Here is a 26,362-nt window from a genome sequence, read left to right on the forward strand (position 1 = left end):
GAAAACTTCAAAATAAACGCTTGACAGGCCCTGAGGAAAGCGTAGAATGCGCGCCTCGGTTGAGACGAAAAGCTCTTAACCAAACGCTCTTTAACAAATCGAATCAAGCAATTCGTGTGGGTGCTTGTGAGTATGGACTGATAGTCAAAAAGATTATCAGCATCACAAGTGGCCATGCGAGAAATCACATAGTCATTTGAGATTGCTGAGCCAAGTTTAGGGTTTCTTAAAAACCCAAGCAGTATTGAACTGAAGAGTTTGATCATGGCTCAGATTGAACGCTGGCGGCAGGCCTAACACATGCAAGTCGAGCGGATGACGGGAGCTTGCTCCTTGATTCAGCGGCGGACGGGTGAGTAATGCCTAGGAATCTGCCTGGTAGTGGGGGACAACGTTTCGAAAGGAACGCTAATACCGCATACGTCCTACGGGAGAAAGCAGGGGACCTTCGGGCCTTGCGCTATCAGATGAGCCTAGGTCGGATTAGCTAGTTGGTGGGGTAATGGCTCACCAAGGCGACGATCCGTAACTGGTCTGAGAGGATGATCAGTCACACTGGAACTGAGACACGGTCCAGACTCCTACGGGAGGCAGCAGTGGGGAATATTGGACAATGGGCGAAAGCCTGATCCAGCCATGCCGCGTGTGTGAAGAAGGTCTTCGGATTGTAAAGCACTTTAAGTTGGGAGGAAGGGCAGTAAGTTAATACCTTGCTGTTTTGACGTTACCGACAGAATAAGCACCGGCTAACTCTGTGCCAGCAGCCGCGGTAATACAGAGGGTGCAAGCGTTAATCGGAATTACTGGGCGTAAAGCGCGCGTAGGTGGTTTGTTAAGTTGGATGTGAAAGCCCCGGGCTCAACCTGGGAACTGCATCCAAAACTGGCAAGCTAGAGTACGGTAGAGGGTGGTGGAATTTCCTGTGTAGCGGTGAAATGCGTAGATATAGGAAGGAACACCAGTGGCGAAGGCGACCACCTGGACTGATACTGACACTGAGGTGCGAAAGCGTGGGGAGCAAACAGGATTAGATACCCTGGTAGTCCACGCCGTAAACGATGTCAACTAGCCGTTGGAATCCTTGAGATTTTAGTGGCGCAGCTAACGCATTAAGTTGACCGCCTGGGGAGTACGGCCGCAAGGTTAAAACTCAAATGAATTGACGGGGGCCCGCACAAGCGGTGGAGCATGTGGTTTAATTCGAAGCAACGCGAAGAACCTTACCAGGCCTTGACATGCAGAGAACTTTCCAGAGATGGATTGGTGCCTTCGGGAACTCTGACACAGGTGCTGCATGGCTGTCGTCAGCTCGTGTCGTGAGATGTTGGGTTAAGTCCCGTAACGAGCGCAACCCTTGTCCTTAGTTACCAGCACGTTATGGTGGGCACTCTAAGGAGACTGCCGGTGACAAACCGGAGGAAGGTGGGGATGACGTCAAGTCATCATGGCCCTTACGGCCTGGGCTACACACGTGCTACAATGGTCGGTACAGAGGGTTGCCAAGCCGCGAGGTGGAGCTAATCTCACAAAACCGATCGTAGTCCGGATCGCAGTCTGCAACTCGACTGCGTGAAGTCGGAATCGCTAGTAATCGCGAATCAGAATGTCGCGGTGAATACGTTCCCGGGCCTTGTACACACCGCCCGTCACACCATGGGAGTGGGTTGCACCAGAAGTAGCTAGTCTAACCTTCGGGGGGACGGTTACCACGGTGTGATTCATGACTGGGGTGAAGTCGTAACAAGGTAGCCGTAGGGGAACCTGCGGCTGGATCACCTCCTTAATCGACGACATCAGCCTGCTGATGAGCTCCCACACGAATTGCTTGATTCATTGTCGAAGACGTTTTTCCTGGTCAGAACCTGGAAATGAGCATTCGCATCGAATGTTGATTTCTGGCTTTTGTCAGATCGTTCTTTAAAAATTCGGATATGTGATAGATATAGACTGAACACCAGTTTCACTGCTGGTGGATCAGGCTAAGGTAAAATTTGTGAGTTCTGCTCGAAAGAGCAACGTACGAATTTTCGGCGAATGTCGTCTTCACAGTATAACCAGATTGCTTGGGGTTATATGGTCAAGTGAAGAAGCGCATACGGTGGATGCCTTGGCAGTCAGAGGCGATGAAAGACGTGGTAGCCTGCGATAAGCTTTGGGGAGTCGGCAAACAGACTGTGATCCAGAGATCTCTGAATGGGGGAACCCAGCCAGCATAAGCTGGTTATCTTGTACTGAATACATAGGTGCAAGAGGCGAACCAGGGGAACTGAAACATCTAAGTACCCTGAGGAAAAGAAATCAACCGAGATTCCCTTAGTAGTGGCGAGCGAACGGGGACCAGCCCTTAAGTTGATTTGAGATTAGTGGAACGCTCTGGAAAGTGCGGCCATAGTGGGTGATAGCCCCGTACACGAAAATCTCTTGTCAATGAAATCGAGTAGGACGGAGCACGAGAAACTTTGTCTGAATATGGGGGGACCATCCTCCAAGGCTAAATACTACTGACTGACCGATAGTGAACCAGTACCGTGAGGGAAAGGCGAAAAGAACCCCGGAGAGGGGAGTGAAATAGAACCTGAAACCGTATGCGTACAAGCAGTGGGAGCCTACTTTGTTAGGTGACTGCGTACCTTTTGTATAATGGGTCAGCGACTTATATTCAGTGGCGAGCTTAACCGAATAGGGGAGGCGTAGCGAAAGCGAGTCTTAATAGGGCGTTTAGTCGCTGGGTATAGACCCGAAACCGGGCGATCTATCCATGGGCAGGTTGAAGGTTAGGTAACACTGACTGGAGGACCGAACCGACTACCGTTGAAAAGTTAGCGGATGACCTGTGGATCGGAGTGAAAGGCTAATCAAGCTCGGAGATAGCTGGTTCTCCTCGAAAGCTATTTAGGTAGCGCCTCATGTATCACTGTAGGGGGTAGAGCACTGTTTCGGCTAGGGGGTCATCCCGACTTACCAAACCGATGCAAACTCCGAATACCTACAAGTGCCGAGCATGGGAGACACACGGCGGGTGCTAACGTCCGTCGTGAAAAGGGAAACAACCCAGACCGTCAGCTAAGGTCCCAAAGTCATGGTTAAGTGGGAAACGATGTGGGAAGGCTTAGACAGCTAGGAGGTTGGCTTAGAAGCAGCCACCCTTTAAAGAAAGCGTAATAGCTCACTAGTCGAGTCGGCCTGCGCGGAAGATGTAACGGGGCTCAAACCATGCACCGAAGCTACGGGTATCATCTTATGATGATGCGGTAGAGGAGCGTTCTGTAAGCCTGTGAAGGTGAGTTGAGAAGCTTGCTGGAGGTATCAGAAGTGCGAATGCTGACATGAGTAACGACAATGCGAGTGAAAAACTCGCACGCCGAAAGACCAAGGTTTCCTGCGCAACGTTAATCGACGCAGGGTTAGTCGGTCCCTAAGGCGAGGCTGAAAAGCGTAGTCGATGGAAAACAGGTTAATATTCCTGTACTTCCAGTTATTGCGATGGAGGGACGGAGAAGGTTAGGCCAGCCTGGCGTTGGTTGTCCAGGTTTAAGGTGGTAGGCTGAAATCTTAGGCAAATCCGGGATTTCAAGGCCGAGAGCTGATGACGAGTTGCCTTCAGGCGACGAAGTGGTTGATACCATGCTTCCAAGAAAAGCTCCTAAGCTTCAGATAACTGGGAACCGTACCCCAAACCGACACAGGTGGTTAGGTAGAGAATACCAAGGCGCTTGAGAGAACTCGGGTGAAGGAACTAGGCAAAATGGCACCGTAACTTCGGGAGAAGGTGCGCCGGCGAGGGTGAAGGACTTGCTCCGTAAGCCCATGCCGGTCGAAGATACCAGGCCGCTGCGACTGTTTATTAAAAACACAGCACTCTGCAAACACGAAAGTGGACGTATAGGGTGTGACGCCTGCCCGGTGCCGGAAGGTTAATTGATGGGGTTAGCGCAAGCGAAGCTCTTGATCGAAGCCCCGGTAAACGGCGGCCGTAACTATAACGGTCCTAAGGTAGCGAAATTCCTTGTCGGGTAAGTTCCGACCTGCACGAATGGCGTAACGATGGCGGCGCTGTCTCCACCCGAGACTCAGTGAAATTGAAATCGCTGTGAAGATGCAGTGTATCCGCGGCTAGACGGAAAGACCCCGTGAACCTTTACTATAGCTTTGCACTGGACTTTGAATTTGCTTGTGTAGGATAGGTGGGAGGCTTTGAAGTGGGGACGCCAGTTCTCATGGAGCCATCCTTGAAATACCACCCTGGCAACTTTGAGGTTCTAACTCAGGTCCGTTATCCGGATCGAGGACAGTGTATGGTGGGTAGTTTGACTGGGGCGGTCTCCTCCCAAAGAGTAACGGAGGAGTACGAAGGTGCGCTCAGACCGGTCGGAAATCGGTCGTAGAGTATAAAGGCAAAAGCGCGCTTGACTGCGAGACAAACACGTCGAGCAGGTACGAAAGTAGGTCTTAGTGATCCGGTGGTTCTGTATGGAAGGGCCATCGCTCAACGGATAAAAGGTACTCCGGGGATAACAGGCTGATACCGCCCAAGAGTTCATATCGACGGCGGTGTTTGGCACCTCGATGTCGGCTCATCACATCCTGGGGCTGAAGCCGGTCCCAAGGGTATGGCTGTTCGCCATTTAAAGTGGTACGCGAGCTGGGTTTAGAACGTCGTGAGACAGTTCGGTCCCTATCTGCCGTGGACGTTTGAGATTTGAGAGGGGCTGCTCCTAGTACGAGAGGACCGGAGTGGACGAACCTCTGGTGTTCCGGTTGTCACGCCAGTGGCATTGCCGGGTAGCTATGTTCGGAAGAGATAACCGCTGAAAGCATCTAAGCGGGAAACTTGCCTCAAGATGAGATCTCACTGGGATCTTGAATCCCCTAAAGGGCCGTCGAAGACTACGACGTTGATAGGTTGGGTGTGTAAGCGCTGTGAGGCGTTGAGCTAACCAATACTAATTGCCCGTGAGGCTTGACCATATAACACCCAAGCAATCTGCTACGCAGATTGTGGTGGTGAAGACGAAAGACCCGAAAATTCGTAAGGCCACAAATATCGCATATCCGAATTCGCTGGGCTGTCCATCTGGACATTCTGGCAACAGAATTTCTTGACGACCATAGAGCATTGGAACCACCTGATCCCATCCCGAACTCAGTAGTGAAACGATGCATCGCCGATGGTAGTGTGGGGTTTCCCCATGTGAGAGTAGGTCATCGTCAAGATTCATTTCGCAAAACCCCTATCTGCGCATGCAGGTAGGGGTTTTGTCTTTGTGGGCTTAAAAATCCTGGCCTTGCCAATGCTCCTCCCTGTGATTGCGATACGCGGCCTCTCCTGCAGGCCCTTTTCCTATGCAAGCCAACAGCCCATGGCTATCATGCCTGCCTTATTCCAAGTCGAGACTGGCATGCTGAAGTTGTTGAATCTCCTCAAGGACGGTCGGTTCCATTCCGGAGAAGCTCTGGGGGCAGCCCTAGGGGTGAGTCGCAGCGCAGTTTGGAAACAGCTGCAGCATCTGGAAAGTGAGCTGAACCTCACCATTCACAAAGTTCGTGGGCGCGGTTACCAGTTGGCCGCGCCACTGGCGTTGCTTGAGGCGCAGGCAATCGCCGGATTCGCCGTGGGCGAACAGTGGCCGGTATTCATCCACGAAACCATCGATTCGACCAATGCCGAAGGCTTGCGCCTTGCCAGTGAAGGGCAGGCGGCTCCATTCCTGGTTCTGGCTGAGCGCCAGAGCGCCGGACGCGGTCGGCGCGGCCGGCAGTGGGTCAGCCCATTTGCTGAAAATCTCTATTACAGCCTGGTCCTGCGCGTCGATGGAGGCATGCGTCAGCTCGAGGGGTTGAGCTTGGTAGTGGGGTTGGCGGTAATGCGCACCTTGCAGGCGTTCGGTGTAAAGGATGTCGGGCTCAAATGGCCTAACGATGTGTTGGTACGTGGGCAGAAGATCACCGGGATTCTCCTGGAATTGGTAGGCGATCCTGCAGATGTCTGTCATGTGGTGCTAGGCATTGGTATCAATGTAAACATGCAGGTGAACGAACAGGTCGATCAGCAGTGGACTTCTATGCGGCGTGAGGTTGGTGCAGCCATAGATCGCAATCACTTGGTCGCGCTGCTCAGTCAGCAGCTACAGCACGAATTGGCGCGTCATCGCCGCTACGGCTTTGCCGCATTCCAGGAGGAGTGGGAGCAGGCGCACTTGTGGCAGGGGCGCAATGTATCGCTGGTTGCTGGTAGTACACGTATTGATGGCGTGGTTCTTGGCGTCGACGGGCAGGGTGGTTTGCGCCTTGAGGTGGACGGGATGGAAAAGAGCTTCAGTGGTGGTGAGCTCAGTTTGAGGTTGCGTGATGATTCTTGAGCTCGATTGCGGTAACAGCTTCATCAAGTGGCGGGTGATCCATGTTGCCGATGCTGTGATTGAAGGTGGTGGGATCGTCGATTCCGATCAGGCGCTGGTGGCGGAAGTGGCTGCGCTCGCTTCAGTGCGTCTCACGGGTTGCCGTATTGTCAGTGTGCGCAGCGAAGAAGAGACCGATGCGCTTTGCGCGTTGATTGCTCAGGCATTTGCCGTGCAGGCGAAGGTTGCCCACCCTGTCCGTGAAATGGCAGGTGTGCGCAATGGCTATGACGACTATCAGCGCCTGGGTATGGATCGTTGGCTGGCGGCGTTGGGGGCATTTCACCTGGCCAAGGGCGCGTGCCTGGTGATTGACCTGGGTACCGCGGCAAAAGCGGACTTCGTTTCTGCAGATGGCGAGCATCTTGGGGGCTACATCTGCCCAGGTATGCCATTGATGCGTAGCCAGCTGCGCACTCACACCCGTCGGATCCGCTATGACGATGCCTCCGCGGAGCGCGCATTGAGCAGCTTGTCACCAGGTCGCTCGACTGTCGAAGCGGTAGAGCGCGGTTGCGTATTGATGCTCCAGGGCTTTGCCTACACCCAGCTTGAGCAGGCTCGTGTGCTATGGGGTGAGGAGTTCACCGTGTTCCTCACTGGCGGTGATGCGCCACTGGTGAGGGCGGCCCTGCCACAGGCGCGGGTCGTGCCTGACCTGGTTTTCGTTGGCCTGGCAATGGCTTGTCCATTGGATTGAGGTGCCTATGCGCTGGTTGTTTCTGCTGTTACTGGTGCTCAACGTCTTTTATTACGTATGGCATCAGCAGGAAGCCCCGCTGAAGGTCAAGGAAGTCGCCCCGTTGTCGCTGTACAAGGGGAATCAGCAAGAAATCCGTCTGTTGCGTGAAACAGGTGTGTCGGCACCGCCCAAGCGTCGTGATGAATGCCTGGTGGTCGGTGGCGTGAAGGGGCAGGAGCAGTTGGATGCGCTGCGTCAACGCCTGCTGAGTCTGGATATTGCCACCTTGCCGGTGTCAGGACAGCTGCCGGGGGCGGATGGTCGCTGGCTCAAGGTTGCTCCGGAAAGCGAGCGTTTGCTGGACCAAACGGTGCTCTTGGCTCTTTCCAATGATTTCAAAGACTTAAAACATAAAATTATTTTCTGCCAGGGTATTGCAACTGACGAATAGCTTGATAGAATGGCGCCCGCTTCACAGGGAACACCACTCAGGTGGTAGAACTGGAAGCGGTGTCAAAGCAGCTAAGTTTCAGATTTGATTGAAAAAATTTGAAAAAACGCTTGACACTAGGACGGCAGACAAATAGAATGCCGGCCACATCTGGAGGGATTCCCGAGCGGTCAAAGGGGACGGACTGTAAATCCGTTGCGAGAGCTTCGAAGGTTCGAATCCTTCTCCCTCCACCAGTTTTAGCGAGAGCCGCAAGCTCCGCGGGTATAGTTTAGTGGTAGAACCTCAGCCTTCCAAGCTGATGATGCGGGTTCGATTCCCGCTACCCGCTCCAAGTTTGCCGGATTTTGCACAAAGTGTTTCGCTCTTGTAGCTCAGTTGGTAGAGCACACCCTTGGTAAGGGTGAGGTCAGCGGTTCAAGTCCGCTCAAGAGCTCCATATAAACAAGGCAGATATGAAAATATCTGCCTTTGTTTTATCAGTGCAAGACTATTTCTTCTGCGGAGGATTGTATCGATGGCTAAGGAAAAGTTTGATCGTTCCCTTCCCCACGTTAACGTCGGCACTATCGGCCACGTTGACCACGGTAAGACCACTCTGACCGCAGCTCTGACTCGCGTTTGCTCCGAAGTTTTCGGTTCGGCAATCGTTGAGTTCGACAAGATCGACTCGGCTCCGGAAGAAAAAGCGCGCGGTATCACCATCAACACCGCTCACGTCGAGTACAACTCGACCATTCGTCACTACGCTCACGTTGACTGCCCAGGTCACGCTGACTACGTGAAGAACATGATCACCGGTGCTGCCCAGATGGACGGCGCGATCCTGGTTTGCTCGGCCGCCGATGGTCCGATGCCACAAACCCGTGAGCACATCCTGTTGTCCCGTCAGGTAGGCGTTCCGTACATCGTGGTCTTCCTGAACAAGGCTGACCTGGTAGACGACGCTGAGCTGCTGGAGCTGGTCGAGATGGAAGTTCGCGACCTGCTGTCCACCTACGACTTCCCAGGCGACGACACTCCGATCATCATCGGTTCCGCTCGTATGGCGCTGGAAGGCAAAGACGACAACGAAATGGGCACTACCGCTGTTAAGAAGCTGGTAGAAACTCTGGACAGCTACATTCCTGAGCCAGTTCGTGCTATCGACCAGCCGTTCCTGATGCCGATCGAAGACGTGTTCTCGATCTCGGGTCGTGGTACCGTTGTTACCGGTCGTATCGAGCGTGGCATCGTCCGCGTTCAGGATCCGCTGGAAATCGTTGGTCTGCGTGACACCACCACCACCACCTGCACCGGTGTTGAGATGTTCCGCAAGCTGCTGGACGAAGGTCGTGCTGGCGAGAACTGCGGCGTTCTGCTGCGTGGTACCAAGCGTGACGACGTTGAGCGTGGCCAGGTTCTGGTCAAGCCAGGTTCGGTCAAGCCGCACACCAAGTTCACCGCAGAAGTCTACGTCCTGTCGAAGGAAGAAGGCGGCCGTCACACTCCGTTCTTCAAAGGCTACCGTCCACAGTTCTACTTCCGTACCACTGACGTGACCGGTAACTGCGAACTGCCGGAAGGCGTTGAAATGGTAATGCCAGGTGACAACATTCAGATGACTGTTACCCTGATCAAGACCATCGCAATGGAAGACGGTCTGCGCTTCGCTATCCGTGAAGGCGGTCGTACCGTCGGCGCCGGCGTCGTAGCAAAAATTATTGAATAAGTAGTTGATTTACTTGATCAGGCCGGTATAATGGCCGGCCTGATACAGCGTTACAGGTCAGTAGCTCAATTGGCAGAGCGACGGTCTCCAAAACCGTAGGTTGGGGGTTCGATTCCCTCCTGACCTGCCATTTCACCTCGGTGTGATGGCTTTCTTCTTACAGGATCCTCCTCGATGACCCCCAAAACTGAAGCCCAAGAATCGCGTTTTGATCTGTTCAAGTGGCTGGCTGTAGTGGCTTTGGTGGTTGTTGGTGTTGTGGGTAATCAATATTACTCCGGCTCTCCAATCCTGTATCGCGTTCTTGTACTTCTCGTCCTTGCTGCTGTCGCGGGCTTTGTGGCTCTGCAGACTGCGAAGGGCAAGTCGTTCTTTGCGCTGGCGAAGGAAGCTCGTACCGAGATTCGTAAAGTCGTGTGGCCGACCCGCCAGGAAACCACCCAGACCACGCTGATTGTCGTGGCTGTCGTGCTGGTTATGGCACTGCTGCTGTGGGGGCTCGACTCCCTGCTCGGCTGGGCGGTCTCCTTGATCGTTGGCTAAAGGTGTCCCGTGGCTAAGCGTTGGTATGTTGTGCATGCTTACTCGGGTTACGAGAAGCATGTAATGCGCTCCCTCATCGAGCGCGTCAAGCTGGCTGGCATGGAAGACGGTTTCGGCGAGATCTTGGTCCCGACCGAAGAAGTCGTCGAAATGCGCAACGGCCAGAAGCGCAAGAGTGAGCGTAAATTCTTCCCTGGCTATGTACTGGTCCAGATGGAGATGAATGAAGGGACTTGGCACTTGGTCAAGGACACCCCTCGCGTGATGGGCTTTATTGGCGGTACTGCTGACAAGCCTGCGCCGATTACCGATAAAGAAGCTGAGGCCATCCTGCGTCGCGTTGCTGACGGTAGCGATAAGCCGAAGCCCAAGACGCTGTTCGAGCCAGGTGAAGTGGTTCGAGTCATTGATGGTCCGTTCGCTGACTTCAATGGTAGTGTCGAAGAAGTTAACTACGAAAAGAGTCGCCTGCAGGTTGCGGTGCTCATTTTCGGTCGCTCTACTCCGGTGGAGCTCGAGTTCAGCCAGGTCGAAAAGGTCTAGGCGGACGAAGCATCCCATACCCCGCAGCCCTGTGTGCTGCGGGGTTTTGTCGTCACTGGGATAAAACGCAAGTCATCCGGGGAGCCATCAGGCGTTCGTACCCGATTTTGGAGTAGCTCATGGCTAAGAAGATTCAGGCTTACATCAAGCTGCAAGTTAAGGCCGGCCAGGCCAACCCAAGCCCACCCGTTGGTCCAGCACTGGGTCAACATGGTGTGAACATCATGGAATTCTGCAAGGCCTTCAACGCCCGTACCCAGGGTCAAGAAGCCGGCCTGCCGACTCCAGTGATCATCACTGTCTACAGCGACCGTAGCTTCACCTTCGAGACCAAGAGCACCCCTGCCTCGGTTCTGCTGAAGAAAGCTGCTGGCCTGACCAGTGGTTCGGCTCGCCCGAACACCGTTAAAGTCGGTACCGTTACCCGTGCTCAGCTGGAAGACATCGCGAAAGCCAAACAGGCTGACCTGACTGCCGCTGACCTGGACGCTGCTGTACGCACCATCGCTGGCTCTGCCCGCAGCATGGGCCTGAACGTGGAGGGTGTGTAATGGCTAAGCTGACCAAACGCCAAAAGGCAATCGCCGAGAAAATCGAAGCAGGCAAGGCCTACAACTTCGAAGAAGCGGCAACTCTGCTGGCCTCGCTGCCTGCTGCCAAGTTCGTCGAGTCCTACGACATCGCCGTTAACCTCGGTGTTGACCCGCGTAAATCCGACCAGGTCGTACGTAGCGCTACCGTGCTGCCACACGGCACTGGCAAGACCGTTCGCGTTGCTGTCTTCACCCAGGGTCCAGCAGCTGAAGCTGCTCTGGCTGCCGGCGCTGATCGCGTAGGTATGGACGATCTGGCTGCCGAAATGAAAGGCGGCGACCTGAACTATGACGTCGTTATCGCATCGCCTGATGCCATGCGCGTTGTAGGTCAGCTGGGTCAGGTTCTGGGTCCTCGCGGCCTGATGCCTAACCCGAAAGTTGGTACCGTGACCCCAGACGTAGCCACTGCCGTGAAAAACGCCAAGGCTGGTCAGGTTCGCTACCGTACCGACAAAAACGGTATCATCCACACCTCCGTTGGCAAGATCGGCTTTGAAGCTGACAAGCTGAAGGAAAACGTTGAAGCCCTGATCGCTGACCTGAAGCGTATCAAGCCAGCTTCCTCGAAAGGTATCTACGTTAAGCGCGTTACCCTGAGCACCACCATGGGCCCAGGTCTGGTCATCGATCAGAGCTCGCTGAACGTGTAAGAACATGGCGGCGCGACCAGTCGCGCCGCCAGCAAAAATTGGGGTCCCTGCCTGGCGGGGGCTATCCAAGACCGTAGGCGGCGCAAGCCTTAAAACATCAGCCCACGCAGATGGTGCTCCCGATTCGTTACCGAATCAGACACCAAAACGACATCCGGCCTCGGCCAGATGAAACGGTAAAAACCAGGAGTAAACCCGTGGCAATTAAACTCGAAGACAAGAAGGCCATCGTCGCTGAAGTCAACGAGGCTGCCAAAGTCGCTCTGTCCGCTGTCGTGGCTGATGCCCGTGGTGTGACTGTAAGCGCAATGACCGGACTCCGTAAAGAGGCCCGCGAAGCTGGCGTATACGTACGTGTAGTGCGTAATACCCTGCTCAAGCGCGCTGTTGAAGGCACCGAATTCTCGATCCTCAACGACGCGTTCAAAGGCCCGACCCTGATTGCTTTCTCCAACGAACACCCGGGCGCTGCTGCTCGTCTGTTCAAAGAGTTCGCCAAGGGTCAGGACAAGTTCGAGATCAAGGCAGCTGCGTTTGACGGCAATTTCATTGCAGCGAACCAGATCGACGTGTTGGCTACCCTGCCGACCCGCGACGAAGCTATTGCACGACTGATGAGCGTTATTCAAGGCGCCACCAGCAAGCTGGCTCGTACTCTGGCAGCCATTCGCGACCAGAAAGAAGCTACCGCCGCCTAAGGCGCGCGAATTCTTTCAAAATCATACGTTTAATTTGATGGCTGCGTAGGCTGTCACCCCAATACAGGATTTAAGTCATGTCTCTGACTAACGAACAAATCATCGAAGCAATCGGCCAGAAAACCGTTCTGGAAGTTGTTGAGCTGATCAAAGCAATGGAAGAAACCTTCGGCGTTACCGCTGCTGTTGCCGCTGCTGGCCCAGCTGCTGCTGCTGCCGTTGTTGAAGAGCAGACCGAGTTCAACGTTGTTCTGGTTGAAGCCGGCGACAAGAAAGTGAACGTGATCAAGGCCGTTCGCGAACTGACCGGTCTGGGCCTGAAAGAAGCCAAAGAGAAAGTCGATGGCGCTCCTCAGGTTGTAGCTGAAGGCGTTTCGAAAGAAGCCGCTGAAGACGCTAAGAAGAAGCTGGAAGAAGCAGGCGCTAAAGTCGAGCTGAAGTAATCTCGACCTTGCGATGCCAGCCTGAGCGTTGAGCGAAAGGCTGATGGCTGGTGGCTTATGCCACCGGCCTTTTTCCGTTATTGGTGGCCGGTCAGGCCGGTCCCGATAACGAGCTGCAAGACACCCATGTGGGTGGCGCAAACCAAGGGGTTTGCACGATTTTCTGGCTGCTCCCGCCGGGAGAAGCCAAACAAGCAGGTGACCAAGCTGGGGAACGCTGATGGCTTACTCATACACTGAGAAAAAACGTATCCGCAAGGACTTTAGCAAGTTGCCGGACGTCATGGATGTGCCTTACCTCCTGGCCATCCAGCTGGATTCGTATCGCGAATTCCTGCAAGCGGGAGCATCCAAGGATCACTTCCGCGACGTCGGCCTGCACGCGGCCTTCAAATCGGTATTCCCGATCATCAGCTACTCCGGCAATGCTGCCCTGGAGTACGTAGGCTATCGCCTGGGCGAACCCGCCTTCGATGTGAAGGAATGTGTCCTGCGTGGCGTGACCTTCGCGGTCCCACTGCGGGTCAAGGTGCGCCTGATCATCTTCGACAAGGAATCGTCGAACAAAGCGATCAAGGACATCAAAGAGCAAGAAGTCTACATGGGTGAAATCCCCCTGATGACTGAGAACGGTACCTTCGTTATCAACGGTACCGAGCGTGTGATCGTTTCCCAGCTGCACCGTTCGCCTGGTGTGTTCTTCGACCACGACCGTGGCAAGACCCACAGCTCGGGCAAGCTGCTGTACTCCGCTCGCATCATCCCTTACCGCGGTTCCTGGCTGGACTTCGAGTTCGACCCGAAGGACTGCGTGTTCGTGCGTATCGACCGGCGCCGCAAACTGCCGGCCTCGGTGCTGCTGCGCGCCCTGGGTTACAGCACTGAAGAAGTGCTGAACACCTTCTACACCACCAACGTGTTCCACATTTCCGGCGAAAAACTCAGCCTGGAACTGGTACCGCAGCGTCTGCGTGGTGAAGTTGCAGTCATGGACATCCATGACGAAACCGGCAAAGTCATCGTCGAGCAAGGCCGCCGTATTACCGCGCGCCACATCAACCAGCTCGAGAAGGCCGGCGTCAAGCAACTGGACGTTCCAATGGAATACGTCCTGGGCCGCACTACCGCCAAGGCTATCGTGCATCCGGCTACCGGCGAAATTCTCGCCGAATGCAACACCGAGATGACTACCGAGCTGCTGATCAAGGTCGCCAAGGCGCAGGTTGTCCGTATCGAGACCCTGTACACCAACGACATCGATTGCGGTCCGTTCATCTCTGACACTCTGAAGATCGACACCACCAGCAACCAACTGGAAGCGCTGGTCGAGATCTACCGCATGATGCGTCCAGGCGAGCCGCCAACCAAGGACGCAGCCGAGACCCTGTTCAACAACCTGTTCTTCAGTGCCGAGCGTTACGATCTGTCCGCCGTAGGCCGCATGAAGTTCAACCGTCGTATCGGTCGTACCGAGATCGAGGGTTCGGGCGTGCTGAGCAAGGAAGACATCGTCGAGGTTCTGAAGACCCTGGTCGATATCCGTAACGGCAAAGGCATCGTCGACGACATCGACCACCTGGGTAACCGTCGCGTACGGTGCGTCGGCGAGATGGCCGAGAACCAGTTCCGCGTTGGCCTGGTGCGTGTCGAGCGCGCGGTCAAGGAACGCCTGTCGATGGCGGAAAGCGAAGGCCTGATGCCGCAAGACCTGATCAACGCCAAGCCGGTAGCGGCAGCGGTGAAAGAGTTCTTCGGTTCCAGCCAGCTGTCCCAGTTCATGGACCAGAACAACCCTCTCTCGGAGATTACCCACAAGCGCCGCGTCTCCGCACTCGGCCCTGGCGGTCTGACCCGTGAGCGTGCCGGCTTCGAAGTCCGTGACGTACACCCGACCCACTATGGCCGTGTGTGCCCGATCGAGACCCCTGAAGGTCCGAACATCGGTCTGATCAACTCCCTGGCGGCCTATGCCCGCACCAACCAGTACGGCTTCCTGGAAAGCCCGTACCGCGTGGTGAAGGAAGGCGTTGTCAGCGACGACATCGTGTTCCTGTCGGCAATCGAAGAGGCAGATCACGTCATCGCACAGGCTTCGGCCGCGATGAACGACAAGAAGCAACTGATCGATGAGCTGGTAGCAGTTCGTCACCTGAACGAATTCACCGTCAAGGCGCCGGAAGACGTCACCCTGATGGACGTTTCGCCGAAGCAGGTTGTTTCCGTTGCAGCGTCGCTGATTCCGTTCCTCGAGCACGACGACGCCAACCGTGCGTTGATGGGTTCGAACATGCAGCGTCAGGCTGTACCGACCCTGCGTGCCGACAAGCCGCTGGTAGGTACCGGCATGGAGCGCAACGTTGCCCGTGACTCCGGTGTCTGCGTGGTTGCTCGCCGCGGTGGTGTGATCGACTCGGTCGACGCCAGCCGTATCGTTGTTCGCGTTGCCGACGACGAAGTGGAAACCGGCGAAGCGGGTGTGGATATCTACAACCTGACCAAGTACACCCGTTCGAACCAGAACACCTGCATCAACCAGCGTCCGCTGGTGAGCAAGGGTGACAAGGTTCAGCGTGGTGACATCATGGCCGACGGCCCGTCCACCGACATGGGTGAGCTGGCTCTGGGTCAGAACATGCGCATCGCGTTCATGGCGTGGAACGGCTTCAACTTCGAAGACTCCATCTGCCTGTCCGAGCGTGTTGTTCAGGAAGATCGCTTCACCACCATCCACATTCAGGAACTGACCTGTGTGGCGCGTGACACCAAGCTCGGCCCAGAGGAAATCACTGCGGACATCCCGAACGTGGGTGAAGCCGCACTGAACAAGCTGGACGAAGCCGGTATCGTTTACGTAGGTGCTGAAGTTGGCGCTGGCGACATCCTGGTTGGCAAGGTCACGCCAAAAGGCGAAACCCAGCTGACTCCGGAAGAAAAACTGCTGCGCGCAATCTTCGGTGAGAAGGCCAGCGACGTTAAGGACACCTCCCTGCGTGTGCCAACCGGCACCAAGGGTACTGTCATCGACGTACAGGTCTTCACCCGTGATGGCGTGGAGCGCGATAGCCGCGCGCTGGCCATCGAGAAGATGCAGCTCGACGAGATCCGCAAGGACCTCAACGAAGAGTTCCGCATTGTTGAAGGTGCGACCTTCGAGCGTCTGCGTTCTGCCCTGAACGGCCAGGTAGTTGATGGTGGTGCGGGCCTGAAGAAAGGCACCGTGATCACTGACGAGGTGCTGGACGGTCTGGAGCACGGCCAGTGGTTCAAACTGCGCATGGCTGAAGATGCACTGAACGAGCAGCTGGAAAAGGCTCAGCAGTACATCGTCGACCGTCGCCGTCTGCTGGACGACAAGTTCGAAGACAAGAAGCGCAAGCTGCAGCAGGGCGATGACCTGGCACCGGGCGTACTGAAGATCGTCAAGGTTTACCTTGCAATCCGCCGCCGCATCCAGCCGGGTGACAAGATGGCCGGTCGTCACGGTAACAAGGGTGTCGTCTCGGTCATCATGCCGGTTGAAGACATGCCGCACGATGCCAACGGTACTCCGGTTGACGTCGTACTGAACCCGCTGGGTGTACCTTCGCGTATGAACGTTGGTCAGATCCTTGAAACCCACCTGGGCCTCGCGGCCAAGGGTCTGGGCGAGAAGATCGACCGCATGCTCGAAGAGCAGCGTAAAGCCGCTGAGCTGCGCGTGTTCCTGACCGAGGTCTACAACGAGATCGGCGGTCGTCAGGAAAACCTCGACGAGTTCACCGACGAAGAAATCCTGGCCCTGGCTAACAACCTGAAGAAAGGCGTGCCTATGGCTACCCCGGTCTTCGATGGTGCCAAGGAGCGCGAGATCAAGGCCATGCTGAAGCTGGCCGACCTGCCAGAGAGCGGCCAGATGGTGCTGTTCGATGGCCGTACCGGCAACAAGTTCGAGCGTCCTGTGACCGTTGGTTACATGTACATGCTCAAGCTGAACCACTTGGTGGACGACAAGATGCACGCGCGTTCCACTGGTTCCTACAGCCTGGTTACCCAGCAGCCGCTGGGTGGTAAGGCGCAGTTCGGTGGTCAGCGTTTCGGGGAGATGGAAGTGTGGGCGCTGGAAGCATACGGCGCGGCATACACCCTGCAAGAAATGCTCACAGTGAAGTCGGACGACGTGAACGGCCGTACCAAGATGTACAAGAACATCGTGGATGGCGATCACCGTATGGAGCCGGGCATGCCCGAGTCCTTCAACGTGTTGATCAAAGAGATCCGTTCGCTCGGTATCGATATCGATCTGGAAACCGAATAACACGTGACGCGAAGGGGAGTGGGGCAGGTAATGCCCGCTCCCTGCTCCGCCAGGAGGAAAGGCCTTGAAAGACCTACTGAATTTGCTGAAAAACCAGGGTCAAGTCGAAGAGTTCGACGCCATCCGCATCGGTCTGGCGTCGCCTGAAATGATCCGTTCGTGGTCGTTCGGTGAAGTTAAGAAGCCGGAAACCATCAACTACCGTACGTTCAAGCCTGAGCGTGACGGCCTGTTCTGCGCCAAGATCTTTGGCCCAGTCAAGGACTACGAGTGCCTGTGCGGCAAGTACAAGCGCCTCAAGCACCGCGGCGTAATCTGCGAGAAGTGCGGCGTTGAAGTTGCCCTGGCGAAGGTTCGTCGTGAGCGCATGGCGCACATCGAGCTGGCCTCGCCGGTTGCCCACATCTGGTTCCTGAAGTCGCTGCCGTCCCGTATCGGCTTGCTGATGGACATGACCCTGCGTGATATCGAGCGCGTGCTCTACTTCGAGAGCTATGTCGTTATCGACCCGGGCATGACTACCCTGGAAAAGGGCCAGCTGCTGAACGACGAGCAGTACTTCGAAGCGCTGGAAGAGTTCGGTGACGACTTCGATGCCCGTATGGGGGCCGAGGCTGTCCGCGAGCTGCTGCACGCTATCGACCTGGAGCACGAGATCGGCCGCCTGCGCGAAGAAATTCCGCAGACCAACTCGGAAACCAAGATCAAGAAGCTTTCCAAGCGTCTGAAGCTGATGGAAGCTTTCCAGGGCTCGGGCAACCTGCCTGAGTGGATGGTCCTGACCGTCCTGCCAGTGCTGCCGCCGGACCTGCGTCCGCTGGTTCCGCTGGATGGTGGCCGTTTCGCGACTTCCGACCTGAACGACCTGTATCGCCGGGTGATCAACCGTAACAACCGTCTGAAGCGCCTGCTGGATCTGTCGGCGCCGGACATCATCGTGCGCAACGAAAAGCGCATGCTGCAGGAAGCGGTTGACGCTCTGCTGGACAACGGCCGTCGTGGTCGCGCCATCACTGGCTCGAACAAGCGTCCGCTGAAGTCCCTGGCCGACATGATCAAAGGTAAGCAAGGTCGTTTCCGTCAGAACTTGCTCGGTAAGCGTGTTGACTACTCCGGCCGTTCGGTAATTACCGTAGGTCCGACCCTGCGTCTGCACCAGTGCGGTCTGCCGAAGAAGATGGCCCTCGAGCTGTTCAAGCCGTTCATTTTCGGCAAGCTGGAAATGCGTGGTCTGGCGACCACCATCAAGGCTGCCAAGAAGATGGTCGAGCGCGAGCTGCCAGAGGTGTGGGACGTTCTCGCTGAAGTGATTCGCGAACACCCCGTACTGCTCAACCGTGCACCGACCCTTCACCGTCTGGGTATCCAGGCGTTTGAACCCGTACTGATCGAAGGTAAGGCTATTCAGCTGCACCCGCTGGTCTGTGCTGCGTACAACGCCGACTTCGACGGTGACCAGATGGCCGTTCACGTGCCGCTGACCCTGGAAGCCCAGCTCGAAGCGCGTGCGCTGATGATGTCGACCAACAACATCCTGTCGCCAGCCAACGGTGAGCCAATCATCGTTCCGTCGCAGGACGTTGTACTGGGTCTGTACTACATGACCCGGGAAGCCATCAATGCCAAGGGCGAAGGTCGCGTGTTCGCCGACCTGCAGGAAGTCGACCGCGTATTCCGCGCCGGCGAAGCCGCCCTGCACGCGAAAATCAAGGTTCGTATCAACGAAACCGTGAAAGAGCGTGATGGCTCGGTGGTCAAGAACACCCGCATCGTTGACACCACCGTCGGCCGTGCGCTGCTGTTCCAGGTTGTGCCGGCAGGTCTGCCGTATGACGTGGTCAACCAGCCGATGAAGAAAAAGGCGATCTCCAAGCTGATCAACCAGTGCTACCGCGTGGTTGGTCTGAAAGAGACCGTTATCTTCGCCGACCAACTGATGTACACCGGTTTCGCATACTCGACCATTTCCGGCGTTTCCATCGGTGTTAACGACTTCGTTATCCCGGACGAGAAAGCCCGCATCATCGGTAACGCTACCGATGAAGTGAAGGAAATCGAGAGCCAGTACGCCTCCGGCCTGGTAACCCAGGGCGAGAAGTACAACAAGGTCATCGACTTGTGGTCGAAGGCGAACGACGAAGTGTCCAAGGCGATGATGGCCAACCTCTCGAAAGAGAAGGTCATCGACCGCGAAGGCAAGGAAGTCGAGCAAGAGTCCTTCAACTCGATGTACATGATGGCTGACTCGGGTGCGCGGGGTTCCGCAGCCCAGATCCGTCAGCTGGCCGGTATGCGTGGTCTGATGGCCAAGCCGGACGGTTCCATCATCGAGACGCCGATCACCGCGAACTTCCGTGAAGGTCTGAGCGTACTTCAGTACTTCATCTCGACTCACGGTGCTCGTAAGGGTCTGGCGGATACCGCACTGAAAACCGCTAACTCCGGTTACCTGACTCGTCGTCTGGTGGACGTTGCCCAGGATCTGGTAGTGACCGAGATCGACTGCGGCACCGATCAGGGCCTGGTGATGACGCCACACATCGAAGGCGGCGACGTTGTAGAGCCACTGGGTGAGCGTGTATTGGGTCGTGTCATCGCCCGTGACGTATTCAAGCCAGGCACCGAGGACGTTATCGTTCCGGCCGGTACCTTGGTCGACGAGCAGTGGGTCGAGTTCATCGAGCTGAACAGCATCGACGAAGTGATCGTGCGTTCGCCGATCAACTGCGAAACCCGCTACGGCATTTGCGCCAAGTGCTACGGTCGTGATCTGGCTCGTGGTCACCAGGTGAACATCGGTGAGGCTGTCGGCGTTATCGCTGCCCAGTCGATCGGTGAGCCGGGTACCCAGCTGACCATGCGTACGTTCCACATCGGTGGTGCTGCAAGCCGTACCTCGGCTGCCGACAGCGTCCAGGTTAAGAATGGCGGTATGGTGCGTCTGCACAACCTGAAGCAGGTTGAGCGTGCCGACGGTAACCTGGTTGCCGTATCGCGTTCGGGTGAGTTGGCGATTGCTGACGAGTTCGGTCGTGAGCGTGAGCGCTACAAGCTGCCTTACGGTGCGGTGATTTCGGTCAAGGAAGGTGAAAAGGTCGAAGCTGGCGCCATCGTCGCCAAGTGGGACCCACACACCCACCCGATCGTTACCGAGCTGAAAGGTACCGTGACCTTCGTGGGCATGGAAGAAAACATCACCATCAAGCGTCAGACCGACGAACTGACCGGCTTGACCAACATTGAAGTACTGGACGTCAAGGATCGCCCTGCCGCAGGCAAGGAAATCCGTCCGGCAATCAAGATGGTCGATGCTGCAGGCAAGGATCTGTACCTGCCAGGTACTGACGTACCTGCCCAGTACTTCCTGCCGGCCAACGCCCTTGTCGGTGTGGCTGACGGTGCTCAGATCGGTGTTGGTGACGTTATCGCGCGTATCCCGCAAGAGACGTCGAAGACCCGTGACATTACCGGTGGTCTGCCACGCGTTGCCGACCTGTTCGAAGCGCGTCGTCCGAAAGAAGCCTCGATTCTGGCTGAAGTCAGCGGCACCATCGCATTCGGTAAAGAGACCAAGGGCAAGCGTCGCCTGGTGATCACTCCGACCGACGGTAGCGAACCGTACGAAGAGCTGATTCCGAAGTGGCGCCACCTGAACGTCTTCGAAGGTGAACAGGTAAACCGCGGTGAAGTTATCTCCGACGGCCCGAGCGATCCGCATGACATCCTGCGTCTGCTGGGTGTGAGTGCGCTGGCGAAGTACATCGTCAACGAGATCCAGGACGTTTACCGTCTGCAAGGCGTGAAGATCAACGACAAGCACATCGAGACCATTCTGCGTCAGATGCTGCGCAAGGTTGAGATCTCCGAGTCGGGCGATTCCAGCTTCATCAAGGGCGACCAGATGGAACTGACCCAGGTGCTGGTAGAGAACGAGCGTCTCGCTAGCGAGGACAAGTTCATCTCCAAGTTCACCCGAGTGCTGCTGGGTATCACCAAGGCCTCGCTGTCCACCGAGTCGTTCATCTCCGCGGCTTCCTTCCAGGAAACAACCCGCGTACTGACCGAAGCGGCGGTAACCGGCAAGCGCGACTACCTGCGCGGCCTGAAAGAGAACGTGGTCGTGGGTCGTCTGATCCCGGCCGGTACTGGTCTGGCCTACCACAGCGAGCGCAAGCGTCGCCGTGATGCCGACAAACCGCTGCGTGTAAGCGCCAGTGAAGTGGAAGCTGCACTGACCGAAGCGCTGAATTCCAGCGGTAATTAAGTACAGGGCAAGGCCCCGGCAAGCCTCGGGCGATCATCGGCGACATGAAATGTTGCCGATGATCGGGCGGGGAGGGCCGGGGCCTCGTCTTGACTGGGTGCAAGATCCTCTTTAGACTTTTGTACCCTTAAATTTGGTGAGGCTCCGTCTCGCCAATTTTTGGCTTTCTTGCAAGACAATAGAGTCGCAAGACAATCAGTGGAGCTAGTAGATGGCAACTATCAACCAGCTGGTACGTCAGCCGCGTAAGCGTTCGGTCGAGAAGTCCGACGTTCCTGCGCTGCAGAACTGCCCGCAGCGTCGTGGCGTGTGCACCCGTGTGTACACCACCACGCCGAAAAAACCTAACTCGGCACTGCGTAAAGTATGCCGTGTGCGTCTGACCAACGGTTTCGAGGTTTCCTCGTACATCGGTGGTGAAGGCCACAACCTGCAAGAGCACAGCGTCGTCCTGATTCGTGGCGGCCGTGTAAAAGACTTGCCAGGTGTTCGTTACCACACCGTTCGCGGCTCTCTGGATACTTCGGGCGTTAAAGGCCGTAACCAGGGTCGTTCGAAGTACGGTACCAAGCGTCCGAAGTAATCGGTCGTTTGCAGACATCCATTTTTTTGAGTCGATAAGAGTAAGGTCGGGCAGGGGTCGAAGACCCACGTCCCGGGCTAACCTGAAGACCGTTTGAGGGCTTATCATGCCAAGACGTCGTGTAGCAGCAAAACGTGAGATCCTTGACGATCCGAAGTACGGATCCCAGATTCTCGCGAAGTTCATGAACCACGTGATGGAAAGCGGCAAGAAGGCCGTAGCCGAGCGCATCGTTTACGGTGCCCTGGATACCGTCAAAGCACGCAAGAACAGCGACCCCCTGGAAATCTTCGAGAAAGCTCTCGACGCCATCGCTCCGCTGGTCGAAGTAAAGTCCCGTCGTGTCGGCGGTGCCACTTACCAGGTCCCGGTTGAAGTTCGTCCATCCCGTCGTAACGCTCTGGCAATGCGCTGGCTCGTAGACTACGCCCGCAAGCGCGGCGAGAAGTCGATGGCTCTGCGTCTGGCCGGCGAACTGCTGGATGCTGCCGAAGGCAAGGGTGCTGCAGTCAAGAAGCGTGAAGACGTTCACCGTATGGCTGAAGCCAACAAAGCGTTCTCGCACTACCGCTTCTAATTCAAGCATCAATCTTTTTGCGAGGGCTTTATGGCTCGTACTACAGCAATTAACCGCTACCGTAACATTGGTATCTGTGCCCACGTTGACGCGGGCAAGACCACCACTACCGAGCGGATCCTGTTCTACACAGGTCTGAGCCACAAAATGGGCGAGGTGCATGACGGCGCCGCGACCACCGACTGGATGGTGCAGGAGCAGGAGCGGGGTATCACCATTACCTCCGCTGCCGTTACCACCTTCTGGAAAGGTTCCCGTGGTCAGTATGACAACTACCGCGTAAACGTTATCGATACCCCTGGCCACGTTGACTTCACCATTGAAGTAGAGCGTTCGCTGCGTGTACTCGACGGCGCGGTCGTTGTGTTCTGTGGCACCTCCGGCGTTGAGCCGCAGTCCGAAACCGTATGGCGTCAGGCCAACAAGTACGGCGTTCCGCGTGTTGTTTACGTGAACAAGATGGACCGTGCTGGTGCAAACTTCCTGCGCGTCGTAGGTCAGATCAAGAACCGTCTGGGTCACACTCCGGTTCCTGTTCAGCTGGCCATCGGTTCGGAAGATAACTTCCAGGGTCAGGTTGACCTGATCAAGATGAAGGCTATCTACTGGAACGACGACGACAAGGGTACTACCTACCGCGAGGAAGAAATTCCTGCGGATATGGTCGAGCTGGCTAACGAATGGCGCAACAACATGGTTGAAGCCGCCGCCGAAGCCACCGAAGAGCTGATGAACAAGTACCTTGAAGAAGGTGAGCTGTCCGTCGAAGAGATCAAGGCAGGCCTGCGCGCGCGCACCCTGGCCAGCGAGATCGTTCCGGCTGTCTGCGGTTCGTCGTTCAAGAACAAGGGTGTTCCCCTGGTTCTCGACGCCGTTATCGACTTCCTGCCAGCTCCGACCGAGATCCCTGCGATCAAGGGTATCCACCCTGACCTGATCGACGTGCCTAAGGACGAAGTCAAGCCAGAGCAGTTCGACGAGCGTCATGCTGACGACGACGAGCCGTTCTCGGCCCTGGCCTTCAAGATTGCCACCGACCCGTTCGTTGGTACTCTGACCTTCGTTCGCGTTTACTCGGGCTTCCTGACCTCCGGTGACTCCGTCATCAACTCGGTCAAAGGCAAGAAAGAGCGCGTTGGTCGTATGGTCCAGATGCACGCCAACCAGCGTGAAGAGATCAAAGAAGTACGTGCAGGCGACATCGCTGCTCTGATCGGCATGAAGGACGTCACTACTGGTGATACCCTGTGCAACGCCGACAAGCCGATCATCCTTGAGCGTATGGACTTCCCTGAGCCTGTGATTTCGCTCTCTGTAGAGCCGAAAACCAAGCAGGACCAGGAGAAGATGGGTATCGCACTGGGCAAGCTGGCTCAGGAAGACCCATCGTTCCGCGTCAAGACCGATGAAGAAACCGGTCAGACCATCATCTCCGGTATGGGTGAGCTGCACCTGGACATCCTCGTTGACCGCATGAAGCGCGAATTCAACGTCGAAGCCAACATCGGCAAGCCGCAGGTTTCGTACCGCGAGAAGATCACCAAATCCAACGTCGAGATCGAAGGCAAGTTCGTTCGTCAGTCGGGTGGTCGTGGTCAGTTCGGTCACTGCTGGGTTCGCTTCTCCGAGCCGGACGTGGACGACAAGGGCAACATCACAGAAGGTCTGGTGTTCTCCAACGAAGTCGTTGGTGGTGTGATTCCTAAGGAATACATCCCTGCGATCCAGAAGGGTATCGAAGAGCAGATGAAAAACGGCGTTGTTGCCGGTTATCCTCTGATCGGCCTGAAGGCCGCGGTATTCGACGGTTCGTACCACGACGTCGACTCCAACGAAATGGCGTTCAAGATCGCTGCTTCGATGGCGACCAAGCAACTGGCCCAGAAGGGCGGTGGCGTGGTTCTCGAGCCGATCATGAAAGTCGAAGTTGTAACCCCGGAAGACTACCTGGGTGACGTGATGGGTGACCTGAACCGTCGTCGTGGTCTGGTCCAGGGTATGGATGAGTCGGTCTCTGGCCGTGTCGTCCGTGCTGAAGTACCGCTCGGAGAGATGTTCGGTTACGCAACCGACGTTCGTTCCATGTCTCAGGGTCGCGCAAGCTACTCCATGGAATTCTCCAAATACGCCGAAGCTCCGTCGAACATCGTCGAAGCACTCGTTAAAAAACAAGGCTAATCCCCTTTAGGCAAGAGGTTCACTGTCGTGGCTAAAGAAAAATTTGATCGTTCCCTTCCCCACGTTAACGTCGGCACCATCGGCCACGTTGACCACGGTAAGACCACTCTGACCGCAGCTCTGACTCGCGTCTGCTCCGAAGTTTTCGGTTCGGCAGTCGTTGAGTTCGACAAGATCGACTCGGCTCCGGAAGAAAAAGCGCGCGGTATCACCATCAACACCGCTCACGTCGAGTACAACTCGAACATTCGTCACTACGCTCACGTTGACTGCCCAGGTCACGCTGACTACGTGAAGAACATGATCACCGGTGCTGCCCAGATGGACGGCGCGATCCTGGTTTGCTCGGCCGCCGATGGTCCGATGCCGCAAACCCGTGAGCACATCCTGCTGTCCCGTCAGGTAGGCGTTCCGTACATCGTGGTCTTCCTGAACAAGGCCGACCTGGTAGACGACGCTGAGCTGCTGGAACTGGTCGAGATGGAAGTTCGCGACCTGCTGTCCACCTACGACTTCCCAGGCGACGACACTCCGATCATCATCGGTTCCGCTCGTATGGCCCTGGAAGGCAAAGACGACAACGAAATGGGCACTACCGCTGTCAAGAAGCTGGTAGAAACTCTGGATGCCTACATCCCTGAGCCAGTTCGTGCCATCGACCAGCCGTTCCTGATGCCGATCGAAGACGTGTTCTCGATCTCGGGTCGTGGTACCGTTGTTACCGGTCGTATCGAGCGTGGCATCGTCCGCGTTCAGGATCCGCTGGAAATCGTTGGTCTGCGTGACACCACCACCACCACCTGCACCGGTGTTGAGATGTTCCGCAAGCTGCTGGACGAAGGTCGTGCTGGCGAGAACTGCGGCGTTCTGCTGCGTGGTACCAAGCGTGACGACGTTGAGCGTGGCCAGGTTCTGGTCAAGCCAGGTTCGGTCAAGCCGCACACCAAGTTCACCGCAGAAGTCTACGTCCTGTCGAAGGAAGAAGGCGGCCGTCACACTCCGTTCTTCAAAGGCTACCGTCCACAGTTCTACTTCCGTACCACTGACGTGACCGGTAACTGCGAACTGCCGGAAGGCGTTGAAATGGTAATGCCAGGTGACAACATTCAGATGACTGTTACCCTGATCAAGACCATCGCAATGGAAGACGGTCTGCGCTTCGCTATCCGTGAAGGCGGTCGTACCGTCGGCGCCGGCGTTGTGGCCAAAATCATCGAGTAATCACTCGACCGATTGAAAAAACCCCCGCTCAGCGGGGGTTTTTTTTATTGGGTTGACACTAATTGGGGGCGTCTATAGAATCACGCCTCCTTTTAGCGGGCGTAGTGCGTCCGTTGGGAACAGCCTGGAGTCTGAAATCCAATGCAAAATCAGCAAATCCGTATCAGGTTGAAGGCTTTCGACCATCGCCTGATCGACCAATCCACCCAGGAAATCGTGGAAACCGCGAAACGTACTGGTGCACAAGTGCGTGGTCCAATTCCACTGCCTACCCGCAAAGAGCGTTTCACCGTTCTGGTCTCCCCGCACGTCAACAAAGACGCGCGTGACCAGTACGAGATTCGCACTCATAAGCGTGTTCTGGACATCGTCCAGCCAACGGATAAAACCGTTGACGCGCTGATGAAGCTTGATCTGGCGGCAGGTGTGGAAGTACAGATCAGCCTCGGCTAAGACTTCGGTCTAGTCGTGTAACGCTCTGAAATGGGCGGCCATAGCGGGTGAAAGCCCCGTACACTCATGAGGTTTAC

17 protein-coding genes, 4 tRNA genes and 3 rRNA genes are annotated in these 26,362 nt (G+C 56.1%); all 24 read left to right on the forward strand.

Going from position 1 to position 26,362, the window contains the following annotated elements; genetic code table 11:
* Nucleotides 1-246 precede the first annotated feature (246 nt).
* The 24 genes from LU682_RS02195 to rpsJ all read left to right on the forward strand — a co-directional run bounded on the left by LU682_RS02195 (nt 247) and on the right by rpsJ (nt 26,285).
* Nucleotides 247-1,783: ribosomal RNA gene (locus LU682_RS02195) — 16S ribosomal RNA — on the forward strand.
* A 292-nt stretch (nt 1,784-2,075) separates the two neighbouring features.
* Nucleotides 2,076-4,968, forward strand: a 23S ribosomal RNA gene (locus tag LU682_RS02200).
* Between the two features lie 130 nt (nt 4,969-5,098).
* A 5S ribosomal RNA gene (gene rrf / locus LU682_RS02205) occupies nt 5,099-5,214 on the forward strand.
* Together the 16S, 23S and 5S rRNA genes form the textbook arrangement of a ribosomal RNA operon.
* A 185-nt stretch (nt 5,215-5,399) precedes the next feature.
* Nucleotides 5,400-6,359, forward strand: coding sequence for a bifunctional biotin--[acetyl-CoA-carboxylase] ligase/biotin operon repressor BirA (gene birA / locus LU682_RS02210; RefSeq protein ID WP_010951770.1), 960 nt, complete (start codon nt 5,400-5,402; stop codon nt 6,357-6,359).
* Entirely contained in the window at nt 6,349-7,098 is a 750-nt protein-coding gene (locus LU682_RS02215; protein ID WP_010951771.1) for a pantothenate kinase, read from the forward strand. The genes birA and LU682_RS02215 overlap by 11 nt, the downstream gene beginning before the upstream one ends.
* Nucleotides 7,099-7,105: 7 nt before the next feature.
* Entirely contained in the window at nt 7,106-7,531 is a 426-nt protein-coding gene (locus tag LU682_RS02220) for a hypothetical protein (protein ID WP_014589472.1), read from the forward strand.
* 152 nt (nt 7,532-7,683) lie between these two features.
* Nucleotides 7,684-7,767: transfer RNA gene (locus LU682_RS02225), tRNA-Tyr, on the forward strand.
* A gap of 24 nt (nt 7,768-7,791) precedes the next feature.
* Nucleotides 7,792-7,865 (forward strand) — tRNA-Gly (locus LU682_RS02230).
* A gap of 29 nt (nt 7,866-7,894) precedes the next feature.
* Nucleotides 7,895-7,970 (forward strand) — tRNA-Thr (locus LU682_RS02235).
* A 78-nt stretch (nt 7,971-8,048) separates the two neighbouring features.
* Nucleotides 8,049-9,242: an elongation factor Tu gene (tuf, locus tag LU682_RS02240; protein WP_003255489.1), complete on the forward strand. Its 1,194-nt coding sequence runs from the start codon at nt 8,049-8,051 to the stop codon at nt 9,240-9,242.
* 54 nt (nt 9,243-9,296) lie between these two features.
* A tRNA-Trp gene (locus tag LU682_RS02245) sits at nt 9,297-9,372 on the forward strand.
* Nucleotides 9,373-9,416: 44 nt separating this feature from the next.
* A complete protein-coding gene (gene secE, locus LU682_RS02250) occupies nt 9,417-9,785 on the forward strand; it encodes a preprotein translocase subunit SecE (protein ID WP_010951773.1) in 369 nt (122 codons plus the stop codon).
* A 9-nt stretch (nt 9,786-9,794) separates the two neighbouring features.
* Complete coding sequence (gene nusG, locus LU682_RS02255; RefSeq protein ID WP_003255501.1) at nt 9,795-10,328, forward strand: transcription termination/antitermination protein NusG; 534 nt, start codon at nt 9,795-9,797, stop codon at nt 10,326-10,328.
* Between the two features lie 119 nt (nt 10,329-10,447).
* The gene (rplK, locus tag LU682_RS02260) at nt 10,448-10,879 is read left to right on the forward strand and encodes a 50S ribosomal protein L11 (RefSeq protein ID WP_003255500.1); all 432 of its coding nucleotides are present in this window, start codon (nt 10,448-10,450) and stop codon (nt 10,877-10,879) included.
* A complete protein-coding gene (gene rplA / locus LU682_RS02265) occupies nt 10,879-11,574 on the forward strand; it encodes a 50S ribosomal protein L1 (RefSeq protein WP_003255499.1) in 696 nt (231 codons plus the stop codon). Before rplK ends, rplA begins: the two co-directional genes overlap by 1 nt.
* A 197-nt stretch (nt 11,575-11,771) precedes the next feature.
* Nucleotides 11,772-12,272 carry a 50S ribosomal protein L10 gene (gene rplJ / locus LU682_RS02270; RefSeq protein ID WP_003255497.1) on the forward strand — a complete coding sequence of 167 codons (501 nt, stop codon included), beginning with the start codon at nt 11,772-11,774 and terminating at the stop codon, nt 12,270-12,272.
* 77 nt (nt 12,273-12,349) lie between these two features.
* Entirely contained in the window at nt 12,350-12,715 is a 366-nt protein-coding gene (gene rplL / locus LU682_RS02275; RefSeq protein WP_003255496.1) for a 50S ribosomal protein L7/L12, read from the forward strand.
* Nucleotides 12,716-12,935: 220 nt separating this feature from the next.
* A complete protein-coding gene (rpoB, locus tag LU682_RS02280) occupies nt 12,936-17,009 on the forward strand; it encodes a DNA-directed RNA polymerase subunit beta (protein WP_003255495.1) in 4,074 nt (1,357 codons plus the stop codon).
* A gap of 64 nt (nt 17,010-17,073) precedes the next feature.
* Nucleotides 17,074-21,273: a DNA-directed RNA polymerase subunit beta' gene (gene rpoC, locus LU682_RS02285; protein ID WP_010951774.1), complete on the forward strand. Its 4,200-nt coding sequence runs from the start codon at nt 17,074-17,076 to the stop codon at nt 21,271-21,273.
* A 211-nt stretch (nt 21,274-21,484) separates the two neighbouring features.
* The gene (gene rpsL / locus LU682_RS02290; RefSeq protein ID WP_003255492.1) at nt 21,485-21,856 is read left to right on the forward strand and encodes a 30S ribosomal protein S12; all 372 of its coding nucleotides are present in this window, start codon (nt 21,485-21,487) and stop codon (nt 21,854-21,856) included.
* A 106-nt stretch (nt 21,857-21,962) separates the two neighbouring features.
* Nucleotides 21,963-22,433, forward strand: a complete 471-nt coding sequence (gene rpsG, locus LU682_RS02295) for a 30S ribosomal protein S7 (protein ID WP_003246741.1) — start codon at nt 21,963-21,965, stop codon at nt 22,431-22,433.
* A 30-nt stretch (nt 22,434-22,463) separates the two neighbouring features.
* A complete protein-coding gene (fusA, locus tag LU682_RS02300) occupies nt 22,464-24,611 on the forward strand; it encodes an elongation factor G (RefSeq protein ID WP_003255490.1) in 2,148 nt (715 codons plus the stop codon).
* A 27-nt stretch (nt 24,612-24,638) separates the two neighbouring features.
* Nucleotides 24,639-25,832, forward strand: coding sequence for an elongation factor Tu (tuf, locus tag LU682_RS02305; RefSeq protein ID WP_010951775.1), 1,194 nt, complete (start codon nt 24,639-24,641; stop codon nt 25,830-25,832).
* Nucleotides 25,833-25,973: 141 nt separating this feature from the next.
* Complete coding sequence (rpsJ, locus tag LU682_RS02310; RefSeq protein ID WP_003186070.1) at nt 25,974-26,285, forward strand: 30S ribosomal protein S10; 312 nt, start codon at nt 25,974-25,976, stop codon at nt 26,283-26,285.
* Nucleotides 26,286-26,362 lie beyond the last annotated feature (77 nt).

The organism is Pseudomonas alloputida (assembly GCF_021283545.2).
Taxonomy (GTDB): Bacteria; Pseudomonadota; Gammaproteobacteria; order Pseudomonadales; family Pseudomonadaceae; genus Aquipseudomonas; species Aquipseudomonas alloputida.